This window comes from Streptomyces sp. NPDC028305, from assembly GCF_055569495.1.
The window spans coordinates 407,592-423,103 of record NZ_JBVHTN010000008.1; the positions used below are offsets into that span (position 1 = coordinate 407,592).

11 protein-coding genes and 1 pseudogene are annotated in these 15,512 nt (G+C 73.7%); 2 read left to right on the top strand and 10 right to left on the bottom strand.

Annotated elements, in window-relative coordinates; genetic code table 11:
* Positions 1-5: 5 nt before the first annotated feature.
* The 4 genes and pseudogenes from ACZ4WQ_RS35110 to ACZ4WQ_RS35125 form a co-directional block, all read right to left on the bottom strand.
* A pseudogene (locus ACZ4WQ_RS35110) lies at positions 6-731 on the bottom strand (SGNH/GDSL hydrolase family protein); the annotation flags it as partial.
* 222 nt (positions 732-953) lie between these two features.
* Positions 954-1,874, bottom strand: coding sequence for an HpcH/HpaI aldolase/citrate lyase family protein (locus ACZ4WQ_RS35115; RefSeq protein ID WP_385348585.1), 921 nt, complete (start codon positions 1,872-1,874; stop codon positions 954-956).
* Entirely contained in the window at positions 1,864-3,102 is a 1,239-nt protein-coding gene (locus tag ACZ4WQ_RS35120; RefSeq protein ID WP_398376322.1) for a CaiB/BaiF CoA transferase family protein, read from the bottom strand. The genes ACZ4WQ_RS35115 and ACZ4WQ_RS35120 overlap by 11 nt, the downstream gene beginning before the upstream one ends.
* 86 nt (positions 3,103-3,188) lie before the next feature.
* Positions 3,189-4,124, bottom strand: a complete 936-nt coding sequence (locus ACZ4WQ_RS35125) for a LysR family transcriptional regulator (RefSeq protein WP_398376472.1) — start codon at positions 4,122-4,124, stop codon at positions 3,189-3,191.
* Positions 4,125-4,268: 144 nt separating this feature from the next.
* On the opposite strand from ACZ4WQ_RS35125, the gene ACZ4WQ_RS35130 reads away from it, so the two are divergent.
* Positions 4,269-5,573 (top strand): CitMHS family transporter, encoded by a 1,305-nt coding sequence (locus ACZ4WQ_RS35130; protein ID WP_398376323.1) that lies wholly within the window; start codon positions 4,269-4,271, stop codon positions 5,571-5,573.
* A 101-nt stretch (positions 5,574-5,674) separates the two neighbouring features.
* Positions 5,675-7,774: a 3-hydroxybutyrate oligomer hydrolase family protein gene (locus tag ACZ4WQ_RS35135; protein WP_398376324.1), complete on the top strand. Its 2,100-nt coding sequence runs from the start codon at positions 5,675-5,677 to the stop codon at positions 7,772-7,774.
* 12 nt (positions 7,775-7,786) lie between these two features.
* Here the strand turns inward: ACZ4WQ_RS35135 and ACZ4WQ_RS35140 are convergent, their stop codons facing one another.
* The 6 genes from ACZ4WQ_RS35140 to ACZ4WQ_RS35165 form a co-directional block, all read right to left on the bottom strand.
* Positions 7,787-8,854 carry a zinc-dependent alcohol dehydrogenase family protein gene (locus ACZ4WQ_RS35140; RefSeq protein ID WP_352130856.1) on the bottom strand — a complete coding sequence of 356 codons (1,068 nt, stop codon included), beginning with the start codon at positions 8,852-8,854 and terminating at the stop codon, positions 7,787-7,789.
* A gap of 46 nt (positions 8,855-8,900) precedes the next feature.
* Positions 8,901-11,285, bottom strand: coding sequence for a GH92 family glycosyl hydrolase (locus tag ACZ4WQ_RS35145; RefSeq protein ID WP_398376474.1), 2,385 nt, complete (start codon positions 11,283-11,285; stop codon positions 8,901-8,903).
* 205 nt (positions 11,286-11,490) lie between these two features.
* A complete protein-coding gene (locus ACZ4WQ_RS35150; RefSeq protein ID WP_311726886.1) occupies positions 11,491-12,282 on the bottom strand; it encodes an SDR family NAD(P)-dependent oxidoreductase in 792 nt (263 codons plus the stop codon).
* Positions 12,283-12,376: 94 nt separating this feature from the next.
* Entirely contained in the window at positions 12,377-12,718 is a 342-nt protein-coding gene (locus tag ACZ4WQ_RS35155) for a hypothetical protein (RefSeq protein ID WP_311726885.1), read from the bottom strand.
* Between the two features lie 62 nt (positions 12,719-12,780).
* Positions 12,781-13,938: an amidohydrolase family protein gene (locus ACZ4WQ_RS35160; protein WP_361185266.1), complete on the bottom strand. Its 1,158-nt coding sequence runs from the start codon at positions 13,936-13,938 to the stop codon at positions 12,781-12,783.
* Positions 13,939-13,941: 3 nt separating this feature from the next.
* Positions 13,942-15,300: a glutamine synthetase gene (locus ACZ4WQ_RS35165; protein ID WP_398376325.1), complete on the bottom strand. Its 1,359-nt coding sequence runs from the start codon at positions 15,298-15,300 to the stop codon at positions 13,942-13,944.
* Positions 15,301-15,512: the final 212 nt, after the last annotated feature.

Below are 15,512 nucleotides of genomic sequence, written 5' to 3' on the forward strand. Positions count from 1 at the left end.
CGGCTCCCGGGAGCGCTCGGGGCCCGGTTCGTCCAACCGGGTGTCAGCAGCTTGGTGAGCGCGGGGTACCAGCGGGCGGCTATCTTGTTGTCGCCCGAGGCGTTGGGATGCACCCCGTCGTAGGTGTCGGTGGCTGTGGAGAAACCACTCCACTGGTCGACCGCGACCACCGGGGAGCGCGAGGTGCTCTTGGCCGCCGCCCACCCGGGGATCTGGGCGTTGAGCGCCGTCACCCGGGCGGCGCACTCCGGACATGAGCCGGGGTTCATGGGGAGGATCTGCGCCACGAGCACCTTCATGTCGGGGTTGCTCTGGCGCATCTGGTCCACAAGGGTGCTGTAGGCGGCCAGGATCCGGTCCGGGGCGATATTGCTCCAGACGTCGTTGGTGCCGAAGTGCATGACAACGATGTCCGGGCGGGTGGCGGCGAGCCAGCCGGGGAGCTGGTTCTGCTGCGCCACGGCCGTCGCCAGGAAGCCGCCGTGGCCCTCGTTGTCGCCGTCGTACGGCACCCCGCAGCCCTGCGGGCCGAGCGTGCCGACGAAGTCGACGGAGGTGTAGCCGGTGCTCTGGAGCTTGTTCCACAGCACCGCCCGCCAGCATCCGGGCGAGCCGGTGATCGAGTCGCCCAGCGGCATGATGCGTACCGGCGCGGCGGCGGTGTCCGCGGCGGCGGCGGTGGTGTCCGGCGTGGCGGTCGCGGTGTCCGGTGCGGGGCTTACCGGCCGCATCGCGGTCAGGGCGAGGGTCAGTGCCGGGATCGCCAGGAGTGTCCTCAGAAGCCTCGTTCTCCGCACGGCCGTTCCTCCTCGGCTCGGTGGGGTGGGAGCGCTCCCAATCGTGTGTAACCACGTTGCTGGAGTATGTCAATCGGGGTCGGCGGCTTCGTGGTGCATACGAGACGGCGACACGCCGTGGCTTCGGCGTGTCACCGTCTCAAACTCACCACAAGTTCAGGCAGGGGGCGAGTTGTGCCGGGCGAGGGTGCGGCGCGCGGTCTCCGCCATCGCCTCGTCCACCATCCGCCCCTCGAACAGCACCGCGCCCTCGCCCCGCGCCTGGGCCGCCGCGACCGCCGCCACCAGCCGCTCGCACCGCGCCAGCTCCTCGGCGTCCGGCGAGAACACCTCGTTGACCACCGCCACATGGGACGGGTGGATCACCGCCATCCCCTCGTACCCCAGCGCCCGGTTCTGCTCCGCGAAGCGCCGCAGGCCCGCCAGGTCGGCGACATCCGCCCACAGCCCGGCCACCGGGTGCGGGCTGCCCGCGGCGCGCGCGTCGAGCAGCACCCGGGCGCGCAGCGCGTGTGTCTCCTCGCCGCCCGGGCTCCAGCGGTAGCCGACCGCGCGCTCCACGTCCCCGCCCGGGGCGGTCAGCGCGCCCAGGTGCGCCACCCGGCCGGCGGCCCGCCCGATGTCGTACGCCTCGCGCAGCCCGCGGGCCGTCTCCAGCAGAGGCACCAGCGCGATCCGCCCCTCGGGCAGGCCCGCCTCACGCTCGCACCACGTCAGCAGCCGGTCGGCCACCCGTACGTCGTCGGCGCGGTCCACCTTCGGGAGCACCACGCCGTACAGCCCCGCCCGCGCCACGGCGCGCAGATCGTCCGCGCCCGCCCAGCCCGCCGCGCGGTCCAGCGGGTTGATCCGTACGAGCAGCCGCATCGGCCCCGCTGCCTGTTCGACGGCCTCGGCCACCGCCTCTCGCGCGGCTTCCTTGGCGCCCTGGGGCACCGCGTCCTCCAGGTCGAGGATGGCCGCGTCGGCGCCCGCCGCCTCGGCCTTGGCCAGCCAGCCGGTCCTGCTGCCCGGGACGAACAGCAGCGAGCGCAGCGGCGCGCGGCGGTCGTCCGAGCCGTCGCGGTCAGATGACACCCTGGCCCTCCAGCTTCGTCAGCCGCTCCTCGTCGATGCCCAGCCACCGCCCGTAGACCAGGCCGTTGTCCGCGCCCAGCGCGGGGCCGGTGCGCCACACCGCGCCGGGGTTGCGGCGGAAGTGCGGCAGCGCGGCCTGCATCCGGACGGGGCCGAGGTCCGGGTCGTCGACGGTGACGATGTCCTCGCGCTCGGCGTAGACCGGGTCGGCGACGATGTCCGCCGCGCTGAACACCCGGGAGGCCACCACCTCGGCGCGGTCGAACGCCGCCAGGCACTCCTCGGCCGGGCGCGCGGCCACCCAGGCCCGCAGCGCGTGATCCAGCCGCTCCCGCCCGGCGTGCTGCGCCTCCACGGTCGCGTACTCCGCCTCGTTCAGGCCCAGCAGCCGCACCACATTGAGCACCGAGCGGGTGGTGGCCGAGGTGACGGTCAGCCAGTCGCCGTCGCCGCTGCGGTAGGTGTTGATGACGGCGGCGGGCGCGACGGCCAGCTGGTTGCCGGCCCGCTCCGGGGCCGCGCCGAGCTGGTCGTACGCGATGACCTGCCACTCCACCAGCCGGAACAGCGGCTCGAAGAGGGCCAGGTCGATCCATTCGCCGTCGAAGTCCGGGTCGGTGTCGCGGCGGTGCAGCGCGGCCAGGATCGCGAAGGCGCCCATCAGGCCGGTGACCGCGTCGCCGTGCGAGAAGCCGGTGTGCACGGGCGGCCCGTCCGGGAAGCCGGTCAGATGCACCACCCCGCTGCGGGCCTCGCCCATCTTGCCGAACCCCGGGGCGTCGGCCCGGGAGGAGGTCGCGCCGAAGCCGGAGATCTGGAGCAGGATCGCCTTGGGGTTGACCGCGTGCACGGCCTCCCAGTCGAGCCCCCAGGCGCGCAGCCGCCCCGCGCGCAGGGTCACGATGACCACATCGGCCCAGGCGATGAGGTCATGGGCGATCCGCCGCCCCTCCTCGTGGTGCAGATCGAGGGTGACGGAGCGCTTGTTGCGGCCCGCGACCTTGAACCACAGCGGCACGCCGTCGCGCCGGGGCCCCATGGCCCGGGCCGCGTCGCCCGAGCCCGGGGGCTCCACATGCACCACGTCGGCCCCTTGGTCGGCGAGCATCGCCCCGGCGAGGGGGCCCGCGACGACATGGGCGAACTCCACCACCTTCAGGCCGGTCAGCTGTCCCCGCTGTCCCTGCTGTCCCTGAGGCGCTCGGCTGTCGCTGTTCAGACGGTCCATGAGAGTCAGGCTGCGGGCTCGGCCATATGCGGGTCCAGCAATGAACAGGCATCAATTCATGCCGATCTCGCAATAGTTGCCCATGATCAGGCTTCGCCCCGCTCCCAGAAGACCCCGTCGGGCAGCTCATGGCCCGCGTCGCGGAACTCCTCCAGCTGCTCCAGAAAGCGGCGCGCCCCCGGCGGCAGCGCCCGCCGCGCCGGAAGCACCACATGCAGCCGCCGCTCCACCACCGGGTCCACCAGCGGGCGGCGCACCAGCTTCCCGGGGGCCACCAGCGGATGCACCAGGGCGGGCATGGCGGACACCCCGAGCCCCGCCGCCACCAGCCCGCCCACCGTGGCCACGTTCGACGCCTCCGCCGCCGGGTCCGCCGACAGCCCCGCCTGGGCGAAGGCGGCGTCCGTCATCCGGCGCACGCTGGAGTCCGCGCCCACCGCCAGGAACGGCTCGCGGCTCAGGTCCTCCCAGCTCACCTCGGACCGCTCGGCGAGCGGGTGGCCCTCGGGAAGCACCGCGTCGAAACGGTCGCGGACCAGCGGGCGCAGCCGTATCCCGGCCGTGCGCCGGGCCACGGTGGACACCGCGAAGTCGGCGTCCCCGTCCACCACCCGCTCCAGCACCGGCCGTTCCAGACCGTCCAGCAGCCGTACGGTCACCTCGGGGCGGCGGGCGCGGAATGCGGAGATCACCGGGGGCAGCAGCACGGCCGCCACCGAGGGGAGGGTCGACAGCGCCACCGTGCCGCGCTCACCGGAGACATAGCGCCCCAGCTGCGCCAGGCCCGCCCGGTGCGCGGACAGGATCTGGTCCGCTATCCGCAGCGCCTCCGACCCGGCCGGGGTCAGCCGCACATTGCGGGTGTCGCGCTCCAGTAGCCGCATATTGAGGGTGCGTTCGAGGTCCGCGACGGCGCGGCTCAGCGAGGACTGGGACACATGCAGTTCGGCCGCGGCGGCGGTAAAGCTCTCGGCCCGGGCCACCGCGGCGTACGCAGCGAGCTGGCGCAAAGTGACGTCCATCATGAAGCGGGAGGATAGGCGCGGGCGCCGCGCCGGGGAACTGTTGCGCTAAACGCATGGACAGATCTGTGTTCGATGCTGGACGCGGATCTTTCGCCGCTCGGAAACTCATCGGCAACATCCGAGGAAAGAAAGCGAGCGGCCATGCTGGCAGCACTGGGCTTCTGCACGATCGGCGGCTTCCTGCTGCTCACCATGACCAAACGGGTCTCGGTGCTGGTCGCCCTGGTCCTCACCCCGGTGGTCACCGCGGTCATCGGTGGATACGGGGACGACCTGGGCCCGATGGCGCTGGACGGGCTGTCCAAGGTTGCCCCCACCGGCATCATGATCGCCTTCGCGGTGCTCTACTTCAGCCTGATGATCGACGCGGGCCTCTTCGAGCCGCTGATCCGCGGCATTCTGCGCATCGCCCGCAGAGACCCCCTCCGCGTCACCGTGGGCACCGCGGTCCTGACGATCTGTGTGGCGCTCGACGGGGACGGCGCGTCCACCTTCCTCATCACCATCTCCGCGCTGCTGCCCGTCTACCGGCGGCTGGGCATGAGCCGGCTGGTGCTCGCCGGGGTGGTCGCCCTGGGCGCGGGCGTGATGAACATGGTGCCGTGGGGCGGCCCCACGGCGCGGGCGGCCGCCGCGCTGAAGCTGGACACCTCCGATGTGATCACCCCGCTGCTGCCCGCCCTCGCCGCGGGCATCGCGTGGGTGCTGCTGGCCGCGTACTTCATCGGCCGCCGCGAGCGCGCCCGGCTCGGCACGATCGCCGAGCCGAGCGAGGAGGTGGCGGTGGGCGACGGCCCCGGCACGCCCCTGGTGGCCGCGCGGGCCGGCACCGCGCTGACGGTCTTCAATCTGCTGCTCACCGTCACCCTGCTGGTCTGCCTGGTGCTCGAAGTCATGCCGCTGCCGGTGCTGTTCGTCCTCGCCTTCGTGATCGCGCTGCTGGTCAACCACCCCGGCTGGGAGGAGCAGCAGGCCCTGCTGGAGAAGCACGGCAACAGCGTGGTGCTGGTCACCACCATGATCTTCGCCGCGGGGGTGTTCACCGGCATCCTCACCGGCACCGGAATGATCGAGAAGATGGCCCACGCCATGGTCGAGGTGATCCCCGACTCCCTCGGCGGCCATCTGCCCGTGCTGGTCGCGGTGACCAGCATGCCGCTGAGCCTCGTCTTCACCCCCGATGCCTACTACTTCGGCATCCTGCCGGTGCTGGCCGGCACCGCCGACTCCTTCGGCACCGACCCGGCCGAGGTCGCCCGCGCCGCCGTCCTCGGCCAGATGACCACCGGCTTCCCGCTCAGCCCGCTCACCGCCGCCACCTTCATCCTGGTCGGCATGAGCGGCGTACAGCTCGGGGAGCACCAGCGGTTCATCTTCCGCTGGGCGTTCGGCACCACGCTCGTGATGACCGCCGCCGCCCTGCTGACCGGCGCCCTGCCGCTGTGACACCACCCCAGGCTGTGACACCACCCCAGGCTGTGACACCACCCCAGGCTGTGACACCACCCCAGGAAACAACGCGCAGGAGACGACTCCCAGGAGACGACGTGCCCAAGTCCGTACGACGGCCGGCCCCGCGCCGCTCGGCCGCGCTCCCGCCCCTGCTGGCCGCGGCGCTCACCGCCGCCCTCGTCCCGGCGGCCACGGCCACGGCCGCCCCCGCCCCCGGCACCCCCATCCCCGCCTACATCACCGCGCTGAGCTCCGTACGGTACGACGGCGCGAGCGACGACCTGCTCACCGCCGGGCTCGGCTTCTCCGGGCTGCGCGCCCCCGCCCCGGCCGACCCCGACCGGCCCACCGCCGCCGAGCTGCGCCGCCAGGCCATCTGGGCCTCCGCCGGGCTGTCCGCCGGGACCGGCGGCGGCCTGGGGCGGCTGTACGGGCCCAATGTGGACCGCGGCCGGCCGGTCCCCGGCGACGGCAAGATCGCGGGCGTCGAGTACCGCGCGGTCGCGGGCAGCGGCTCGCACAGCGTCGGCTTCGTCGTCCAGGTCCCCGACGACTTCGACCGGGCCCGCCCCTGCGTCGTCGCCGCGCCCGCCTCCGGCCTGGGCGGCGTCTACAACATGGCCGGCACCGCCGGGGCCTGGGGGCTGCACCGCCGCTGCGCCGTCGCCTACACCGACAAGGGTATGGGCCCGGCCTTCGACGATCTGCACTCCGGCACCGTCATGGCCCACGACGGCACGACCGGCCCCCGCGCCGCGACGGGGGACCGCGCCGCGTTCGACGCCGGGCTGAGCGACGCCGAGCGGGCCCGGTTCGACGCCGAGCGCCCCTACCGCGTCGCGTACAAGATGGCGCACGCCAAGACCAACCCGCAGGCCACCTGGGGACGCGATGTGCTGCGCTCGGTGGAGCTGGCCCTCGCCCTGCTCGGCCGCGACCGGCGCGAGGGCGCGCCCCGCGGCGGCTACACGCCCGCCACCACCACCGTCATCGCCACCGGCGTCTCCAACGGCGGCGGAGCGGCCGTCGCCGCCGGAGAGGACGACCGACGGGGGCTGATCGACGCGGTCGTCGCCTCCGAGCCGCAGATGAACCTCGCGCCGCTCGACGGGATCCGGGTCAGCCAGGGCGGGCGCGCGGTGCCCGCCGCCGGAATGCCGCTGATCCGCTACAACTCCCTCGCCTCGCTGCTCCAGCCGTGCGCCGCGCTCGCCGAGCCCACCGCGCCCGGCTACGCCTCGCTGGACACCGCGGCCGCCCGCCGCCGCTGCGCGGCCCTCGTCGGCGACGACCCCCGGCTGATCTCCCGGCGCGACGCGGAGCGGGCGGGTCCTGACGGGCTGCCCCGGCTCGCCCAGGAGGCCCTGGTACGCGCCGGATACCAGCCGCAGTCCGGCTATCTCCAACTCGCGCACTACGACCCGCAGACGCCCGCCTCGTACGCCATGAGCTACGCCCGGGCCTCGGTCGCCGACTCCCTGTGCGGCTACGGCTGGGCCCGCACCGACGCCTCGGGCACCCCGGTGCCGTACCGCACCGCCGAACTGGCCGCCGCCTTCGGCACCAGCTCCGGCCGGGCCCCGGCGCCCGGGGTGCTGATCGACGAGAACGCGCCGGGCGGGCCCGTCGCCGACGCCAAGTCGCAGGGCCCCGACGGCCGCCACGACTACAACCTGCGCGGCGAGACTTGCGTCTACCGGCTGGCCTTCTCCCGCGCGGGGGCCGAGCGCCAGTGGGCGGAGCGGCTGGCCGACGGGCTGGACGCCACCCGGCGCACCGGCGATCTGCACGGCAAGCCCACGCTGATCGTGCACGGCCGCGACGACGCCCGGGTCCCGGTCAACCACAGCTCCAGGCCCTATCTGGGGCTCAACTCCCGTGCCGGGCAGGGGCGGGGCACCGTCTCGTATGTCGAGGTCACCAACGCCCACCACTTCGACTCCACGGCACCCGGCTTCGACAACCGCTATGTCCCGTTGGGTTACTACTACCAACAGGCCCTTGACCTGATGTGGCAGCGGCTGGACGGGCGCGGGAAGCTGCCGCCCAGCCAGGTCGTGCGCACCGTTCCCCGGGGCGGCGAGCCGGGCCACGCCCCGGACCTGACGCCCGCCGACGTCCCGGACATCGCGGACCGCCCGGCCGCCGGGGACCGGGTCAGGATCACCGGCGACACGGTACGGATCCCGGGCTGAGCGGCGTGATCGTCACCGCCGGGCGGCCGTCGGGGGGCGCCGGGGCTCGATGACCGTGACCCCGGCGCCGCCCGCCGCCCCCATCGCCATCAGGGCCTCGGGCACCTCGTCCAGGCCGATGGTGTCGGTGACCAGCAGGTCCGGCCGCAGTGTCCCGGCCTCCACCATCTCCATCATCGGCCCGTACGCGTGGGCGGCCATGCCATGGCTGCCCAGCAGCCGCAGTTCGAGCGCGATGACCCGGTCCATCGGCAGCATCGGGCTCCCGGCGGCCGGCGGCAGCAGGCCGACCTGGACATGGCGCCCGTGCCGCCGCAGGCTGTTCACGGACGCCGCGCAGGTCCGCGGGGAGCCCAGCGCGTCCAGCGACACATGGGCGCCCCCGCCGGTCGCGTCCGCGACCGCGTCCGCCACGGACCCCAGCGTCGAGGCCGCGTCCACGCACACCTCCGCGCCGAACCGCCGGGCCAGGGCCAGGGCCCGCGGCGAGATGTCCACCGCGACCACCCGCGCCCCCGCCGCGGACGCGATCATGACGGCGGACAGCCCCACCCCGCCGCACCCGTGCACCGCGACCCACTCGCCCGGGGCCACCCGGCCCTGCGCCACCACGGCGCGGAAGGCCGTCGCGAAGCGACAGCCGAGACCGGCCGCCGTGGTGAAGGCCAGTTCGCCGCGGATGCCCACCAGGTTCACATCCGCGTTCTCGATCGCCACGTACTCCGCGAAGGAGCCCCAGTGGGTGAAGCCCGGCTGCGTCTGCCGCTCGCACACCTGCTGCGCACCGTCCGCGCAGGCGGCGCAGCGCCCGCAGGCGCAGACGAACGGCACGGTGATGCGCTGCCCGGGGCGCCAGTTCAGCACCTCGGACCCCACCTCCTCGACCACGCCCGCCAGCTCATGGCCGGGTACGTGCGGCAGTCGGATGCCGGGGTCGTGCCCCATCCAGCCGTGCCAGTCGCTGCGGCACAGCCCGGTCGCCTCGACCCGGATGACCGCGCCGCGCCGCGAGGGAGCCGGGTCCTCGACCTCTCGGACCTCGGGCCGTTGCCCGAAGGCATCGAACACCACAGCACGCATGGACCCGCTCCCTCGCTCAGACGCACATGGTGGGGGGCGGTAGAACCTACACCACGTCCGGCCCCCGCCGACCGGCCCCTCCCACCGAGGGCGGTTCGGCGCCCGGCCCGGTGCCCCAGGAGCCCGGCTCGGTGCCCAGCCGATGGGCGAGCGAGCCGCCGTGGGCGACCGTGGACCACGGCAGCCAGGTCCGCGGCAGCTCCCGTCCGTCGAGCGACACGCCGCACACATAGCGCCGCTCGTCGCTCGCGCCGGGCGCGGTGACGGTCAGCGTGCCGCCCTGCCGGGTGCCGTAGCGGCCGATGCGCACGATCGCCGACTCGAACTGCGGGCTGGAGACGGCCAGGAAGTCGCCGCCGCTCATGGTCGGGTAGAGGCCGAGCGAGGAGAAGACGTACCAGGCCGACATGGTGCCCAGGTCGTCATTGCCCGTCATGCCGTCCGGCCCGGTGGTGAACAGGGTCATCGCCGCCCGCACCACGGTCGCGGTCTTCGCGGGAGCGCCCGCCCACAGATACATGTACGGGGCGTGCAGATCCGGCTCGTTGTTCGGATTGTAGGTCGGCTTGCCGTAGTAGTCGTACGGGGCCGAGATCCAGTCCCGGCGCGCGGTGCCCGCCGGGTCGGTGAGCAGCTTGTCGTAGGCGAAGAAGGAGTCCAGGCGCCGCTCGGTGGCGCGCCGCCCGCCCATCAGCCCGACCAGCCCGGCCGGGTCCTGCGGCACCAGCCACTGGTACTGATAGGCGCCGCCCTCATGGAACTGGCGGCCGGCCTCCACCGGGTCGTACGGCGTGACCCAGGCGCCGTCCGCCGTGCGCGGCCGGAACTGCGCGATCGAGGCGTCCCACAGCTTCCGGTACCACTGGCCGCGCTCGGCGAACATCCGGGCGTCGGCGCGGTGTCCGAGCCCGCGCGCCATCAGCGCGAGCGCCGCGTCGGCCGCGGAGTACTCCAGGGTCGCCGAGGCGGGGTGGACGCAGTCGTTGTCGCCGCCCTTGTGGGCGCAGTCCTCGCCGAGCTTCAGCCCCGACGGGACATAGCCGAGCCTGCGGTAGTAATCCACGCCCGAGCGCCCGTTGTAGGGGGAGTCGGCGGGCGGGGTGGTGGTCGCGTTGCGCTTCAGCAGCGCGTACGCCTCCTCCTCGTGCCCGGCCAGCAGCCCCTTGGACCACGCCTCGACCAGGAAGGGGGTCACCGGGTCCCCGGTCATGATGTTGGTCTCGCTCTCGGCGAGCGCCCACCTCGGCAGCCAGCCGCCGTCCCGGCCGATCCCGACGACCGACAGCGCCACATCGCGTGCGACCCGCGGCTGGAGCAGCTCCAGCAACTGGTTCTGCGGCCGGTAGGTGTCCCACAGCGAGAAGTTCTGGTACGGCGTGTAGCCGGTGGCGGTGTGCGTCCGGCCGTCGAAGCCGGTGTAGCGGCCGTCCACGTCGCCGGCCAGGTTCGGGTGCAGCTGGGCGTGGTAGAGCGCGGTGTAGAAGGCGCTCTGCCGGTCCCGGGTGCCACCGCCGATCCGCACCGAGTCCAGCTGCCGCTCCCAGGTGTCGCGCAGCTTCGCCCGCGTGGCGTCGAAGTCGTAACTGTCGCCGGTCTCCGCCGCCAGGTTCTTCCGGGCGCCGTCCAGGCCGGTGTACGACAGGCCGACCTTGACCACGACGTCCCGGTCGGCGGTCGCGTCGAAGGTGGCCCAGGCGCCGTTGCCGCCCTCCCCGGCCGCCTCCCGGGAACCGGTGGTGGCGGTGGTGCCGCGCCAGGTGCCGTACGAGGCGAAGGGCCGGTCGAAGGTGGCGGTGAAGTAGACGGTGTGCTCGTCCTTGCCCGCGCAGAAGTTCCCCGCGCGCACCCGTCCCTCGACGGTGCGGTCGCCGACCACGCGCACCTCGGAGTCGAACACCTTCTGGTTGGCCTTGCCGGTGTTGAACAGGATGTTGGCCGCGCCGGTGGCGGGGAAGGTGTAGCGCTGCCAGCCGGTGCGCTCGGTGGCGGTCAGCTCGGCGTCGACGCCGTAGCTGGTGAGCCCCACCCGGTAGTAGCCCGGCGTGGCCTCCTCGTCGTCGTGGGAGTAGCCGGAGCGGTAGTGCTCGGGGTTCACGTCGGTGACCGGGCCGGTGGTGGGCATCAGTGGCAGCTCTCCCGCCACGCCGCAGCCGACGCCGGACAGATGGGTCTGGCTGAAGCCGTAGATGGTGTTCTGCGCGTAGTCGTAGCCGCCCTGACCGCCGGTGTCCGGGCTGACCTGGACCATGCCGAAGGGCGCGCTCGCGCCGGGGAAGGTGTTGCCGAAGTTCTGCGTGCCCACGAACGGGTTCACGAGTGAGGCGGGCTCGGCCGCCGGGGCCGCGGCCGCGCCCGGCGGGCCGAGCAGCCCGCCGAGGAGCAGCACGGCCGCCGCCACCGAGGTGACCGCTCTCGCCGCGCGGGTACGCATCCGACCGACCAGTGGTCTCAAGGGGGACCTCCGTTGACAACGTTGTCCGGCCAGGGTCGCCAGGACCCTAGCACGGGCGCCGCGCCCAGGGGAGTACGGCGAAGTCCCTTGCCAGGAAAGCGCGTTGCCGCGAAGGAGGTGACCGGCGGACCTTGACGCCTGCGGGCAGGGGAAGGATCGGCCGGACACCACCCGGGTCCGCGGTTCAGCGGTTGTGCCGTTGGCCCTCCGACAGCTGACGTGCCGTCCGGTCGGCCCCCGCCCCGCGCTGCGCCACCGCCGCCAGGCTCGGGAAGAGCCCGCCGAGTGCGCTGCCCAGGCGCAGTTCGAGCGGGGCGATGTTCACCTCGGCGCGGTCCCGCTCGACGGCGCGCAGGGTGGCCACCGCCACCTGGCGGGCCGAGACCGTACGGACGCCGGGCGGCGTGGTGGCGCCGGAGTCCGCGAACATCCCGGTGTCGCGCACGAATCCCGGCTGCACCACGGAGACCCCCACCCCGGTGCCGTGCAGATCCTGGCGCAGCCCGAGCGCGAAGCCGCGCAGCCCGAACTTGGTGGCGTTGTAGAGCGCCGCCCCGGGGGAGGCGGTACGGCCCGACAGCGAGCCGATCATCACGATATGACCGGAACCCGCCGCCACCATCCGCGGGGCCAGCGCCCTGGCCAGCTGGAGCGGGGCGTGCAGATTGACCTCCAGGGCCCGGTCGAGCTGCTCGGGGGCGTATCCGAGCACCTTGCCGCTGGACTGGAGGGCCGCGTTGGCGATGAGGATGTCGGTCTCCGCGGCCTCGTCGATGAGCCGCTCCAGCTGGTCCCGTTCGGCCAGGTCGGCGACGACGGCACGGGCGCCCAGCCGGTCGGCCAGTGGCCGCAGCACGTCCTCGCGGCGGCCGGTGAGCAGCAGCTTTGCGCCCCTGGCAGCGAAGGCTCGGGCCAGTGACTGCCCGAGGCCTCCGGTCGCTCCGGTGAGCAGGACGGTCGCGCCGGCGATCCGCATGCGTTTCTCCTCCGCGTAGTGGCTGGTCCAGGTGGTGGCCGTACGGCCGGTCCGTACCGGACGAACGGTACTGCCCAGCCGCGTGCGGCTCGTGTCACGATCGCCCGGGGTCCATGCCGCTCACCCGCGCGATGGCCTCCACCTCCAGCCGGTCGCGCTCCCGCTCGGCCCCGAAGTCCACGACCAGCCGCAGGCCGTGCGGCCCGAGCAGGCTGGTCAGCTCGGCGAGCTCCTGTCCGAAGGCGGGGGTGAACCGGTCCTGGTCCCGAGGGGAGAACGGCACCTCTATGCCGTCGGTGCGGTGCAGGATGGCGTCGTTGATGCCCCGGAGGATGCGCAGGAGGAGGTCGTACGAGTCGGGGTCCAGACGGTTCCGGAGCTCGGCCAGCCGGTAGGCGAACTGCTTGGCGCGCTCCAGGAAGTGCTCTTCGTCCATGGCTCCATCGTGGCGAAAAGCGGCGCCGGGCGCGCTGGTGACAGATGATTTTCCGGCCGACTCTAGGTATCGCCGGTGATCGTGTTGTTCAGGCAGTAGACTCGGCGGGCGTTGTCCGCGGCCACCAGGGCCGCCACCCGCTCCGCGTCCGCGGCGCCCCAGGCGCCGTCGCGGACCCAGCGGGCGAGCAGTCCGTCCAGGGCTTCCTGAAAGAGCCGCGCCCCGACCACATACAGCTCGGGCAGCCCGTAGGCGTCGGTGGAGAAGAGCACCTTGCCGAAGGGCGCCACCTCGAGCACCTCGGCCAGCACGGCCCCGGCCCGCGCCCCGGTGTGCGTCAGGGCCAGCCCCACATCGGCGTAGACATGCGGGAAGACCGCGGCCAGATAGGCGGCGCCCCGGTGGTACGGATAGCCGTGCAGCAGGATCAGCGCACATCCGGTGGGGCGCACGGCGCGGATGAAGTCGGTGAGCAGCAGCGGGTCGCAGCGGTCCAGCCGCAGATCGGGGTCGCCGAACCCGGTGTGCAGCTGTAGCGGCAGCGCGGTGTGCGCCGCCGACCACAGCAGATGCCGCAGCAGCACCGGGTCCGCGACCCGCGCGGCGGCCGGGTCGCCCGAGGCGCGGGCGGCCAGCCAGCGGTCCGCCGCCGCGCGCAGCGGGGCGGGGGCGGGCGGCGTGGGGTCGAGGTCCAGCCCGTAGCGGTAGCCGGCCACCGACTTGAACCCGGCGGCGGTGCGCGCGGCCGCGCGCACCGCGTCGCCGAGCGCGGCGAGGAAGGAGTCGGCGGTCCGTGAGGTGTCCGCGACCCGCTCGGCCAGGTGTTCCAGCCGTACGATCTCGCGGGCCGCGCCCCCGGCGGCCTCGGCCAGCTCCTGAGGGCTCGTCAGATCGCCGGGCAGCCCGGTGTCCACCAGGAACTCGGTGACACCGGCGGCGCGCAGCAGCCGCCGGGTGGCCTCCGCCGCGCCGAGCTCCCGCCGCCGGGCGAGATAGCGCTCGGGCGGGCAGTGGGGCGCGAGGCCCAGCAGCGGCGGGCACCAGCGGCGCACCGCGAACCCCAGCTGGGTGTCGAAGTAGCTGGTGCCGGGCGCGGCGGGCGCGTCCGACTCGGTGAGATACGCCTCGAACGCCGCGCTGTCCAGTTCGCCGCGCACCACACCGTGGCAGTGGTGGTCCACCAGCGGCGGCCGGGGCCGCGCCGCGCGGTCGGCGGCCATGGCTCAGTACCTCCGGCGGGTGGCCGCGGTGATGTCCTGCGCGCTCGCCCCCTGGAACAGCTCGCTCTCGGCGCGGCGCACGGCGGCGACGGACTCGAAGAGCGGGTCGCCCAGCGCCTCCCGGAGCGTGTCCGAGGCGTCGAAGTGTTCCAGGGCGGCGGACAGCGAGGTCGGCAGCCGCCGCTCGTGGCCCTGGCGCGCCGGGTCGCCGGCCACCGGCGGGGGCAGGCTCAGCCCGGCGTCGAGCCCGGCGAGCCCGGCGGCGATGACCGCGCCCGTCACCAGATACGGATTGGCTGCCTGGTCGAAACACTTGACCTCGGCGTTGGCCCCGCCGGGGTCCCCCGGTGCGCCGGTGACGAAGCGCAGCGCGGCTTCGCGGTTCTCCGGCCCCCAGCACTGGTACGCCCCGGCCCAGCGGGAGGGCTCCAGCCGCAGATAGCTCGCCGGTGACGGGGCGCCGACGGCCAGCAGGGCGGGCAGCGCGCGCAACACCCCGGCCAGGAAGGCCTCGCTCGTCGCCGTCATGCCGCACGGCCCGTCCCCGCCCCGGCACAGATCGCGGTCGCCCTGCCACAGGCTGAGATGCAGATGGCCGCCGTTGCCCACGGCGCCGGGGGTGACCGCGGGGGCGAAGGACGGCTCCAGGCCGTGCTGTGCGCTGACCCCACGGATGGTCTGGCGCACCAGCACGGCCAGGTCGGCCGCGCCGACCGGGTCGGCGGGCGCCACGGACACCTCGAACTGCCCCGCCGCGTACTCGGGGTGCAGCTGGCGGACCTCAAGCCCCTGGGCCTGGAGCGCGTCGAGCAGGTCGGCGAGGTAGTCGGAGAGGTCCACCAGACGGGTCATCCCGTAGGCGGGGCCCGCGGTGGGGTAGCGCAACGCCGACTCCGGCGCGTCAGCGGTGGTGACGACCCACTCGGTCTCGAAGCCCATCAGCACATCGAAGCCGCGCTCCCGGGCGCGCTCGGTCATGCGGTGGGCGAACCGGCGCTGGCACACGGGGTGTTCCCGCCCGCTCACGTCGTACCGGTCGACCGGGGCCCAGGCCCAGCGGGGCTGGGCGGCCAGCGGGGTGAGCCGGTCGAGGTCGGGGAACAGCCGCAGATCGCCGTCGGGTCCGCCGACGTGCCGGCTGGTGGTCATGGAGTCGTCGACGAGGTAGACGTCGAACACGGGGGACATGCCGACGCCCCACTCGGCGGCGTGTTCGAGCCGCGCGGTGGGCACGGCCTTGACGCGGGTGAGGCCCGCGTTGTCCACCCAGGTCAGGGCCGCGCCGACGATCCCCTGGGCGGCCAGCCGCCCGGCCTCCTCGCGCGCCCGCGCCCGGGCCTGTGCGCGGTGTTCGGTGTCCACGGGCGGCTCCTGTCGCAGGGTGCGCTCATCCGGTGTGCGTGCGGGTCTCCGATGCCTAACGCGGGTGGGTCCACGAGCGTTACTGGGGTGGCTGAGGTCCGATCTCTCGATGAGAATCGTGCCCTCAGATCTGTCTCATTTCCTGGCAATTGACCCATTGCTGCATCCAAATATCAGATCTATTCTTGGCGTGCTCAGAACAATCACCTGGC

Excerpts from the sequence above, each read along its gene's own strand:
- ACZ4WQ_RS35120 (WP_398376322.1), bottom strand. The coding sequence starts at position 3,102 with ATGGACCGTCTGAACAGCGACAGCCGAGCGCCTCAGGGACAGCAGGGA.
- ACZ4WQ_RS35125 (WP_398376472.1), bottom strand. The coding sequence starts at position 4,124 with ATGGACGTCACTTTGCGCCAGCTCGCTGCGTACGCCGCGGTGGCCCGG.
- ACZ4WQ_RS35130 (WP_398376323.1), top strand. The coding sequence starts at position 4,269 with ATGCTGGCAGCACTGGGCTTCTGCACGATCGGCGGCTTCCTGCTGCTC.
- ACZ4WQ_RS35140 (WP_352130856.1), bottom strand. The coding sequence starts at position 8,854 with ATGCGTGCTGTGGTGTTCGATGCCTTCGGGCAACGGCCCGAGGTCCGA.
- ACZ4WQ_RS35145 (WP_398376474.1), bottom strand. The coding sequence starts at position 11,285 with ATGCGTACCCGCGCGGCGAGAGCGGTCACCTCGGTGGCGGCGGCCGTG.
- ACZ4WQ_RS35150 (WP_311726886.1), bottom strand. The coding sequence starts at position 12,282 with ATGCGGATCGCCGGCGCGACCGTCCTGCTCACCGGAGCGACCGGAGGC.
- ACZ4WQ_RS35155 (WP_311726885.1), bottom strand. The coding sequence starts at position 12,718 with ATGGACGAAGAGCACTTCCTGGAGCGCGCCAAGCAGTTCGCCTACCGG.
- ACZ4WQ_RS35160 (WP_361185266.1), bottom strand. The coding sequence starts at position 13,938 with ATGGCCGCCGACCGCGCGGCGCGGCCCCGGCCGCCGCTGGTGGACCAC.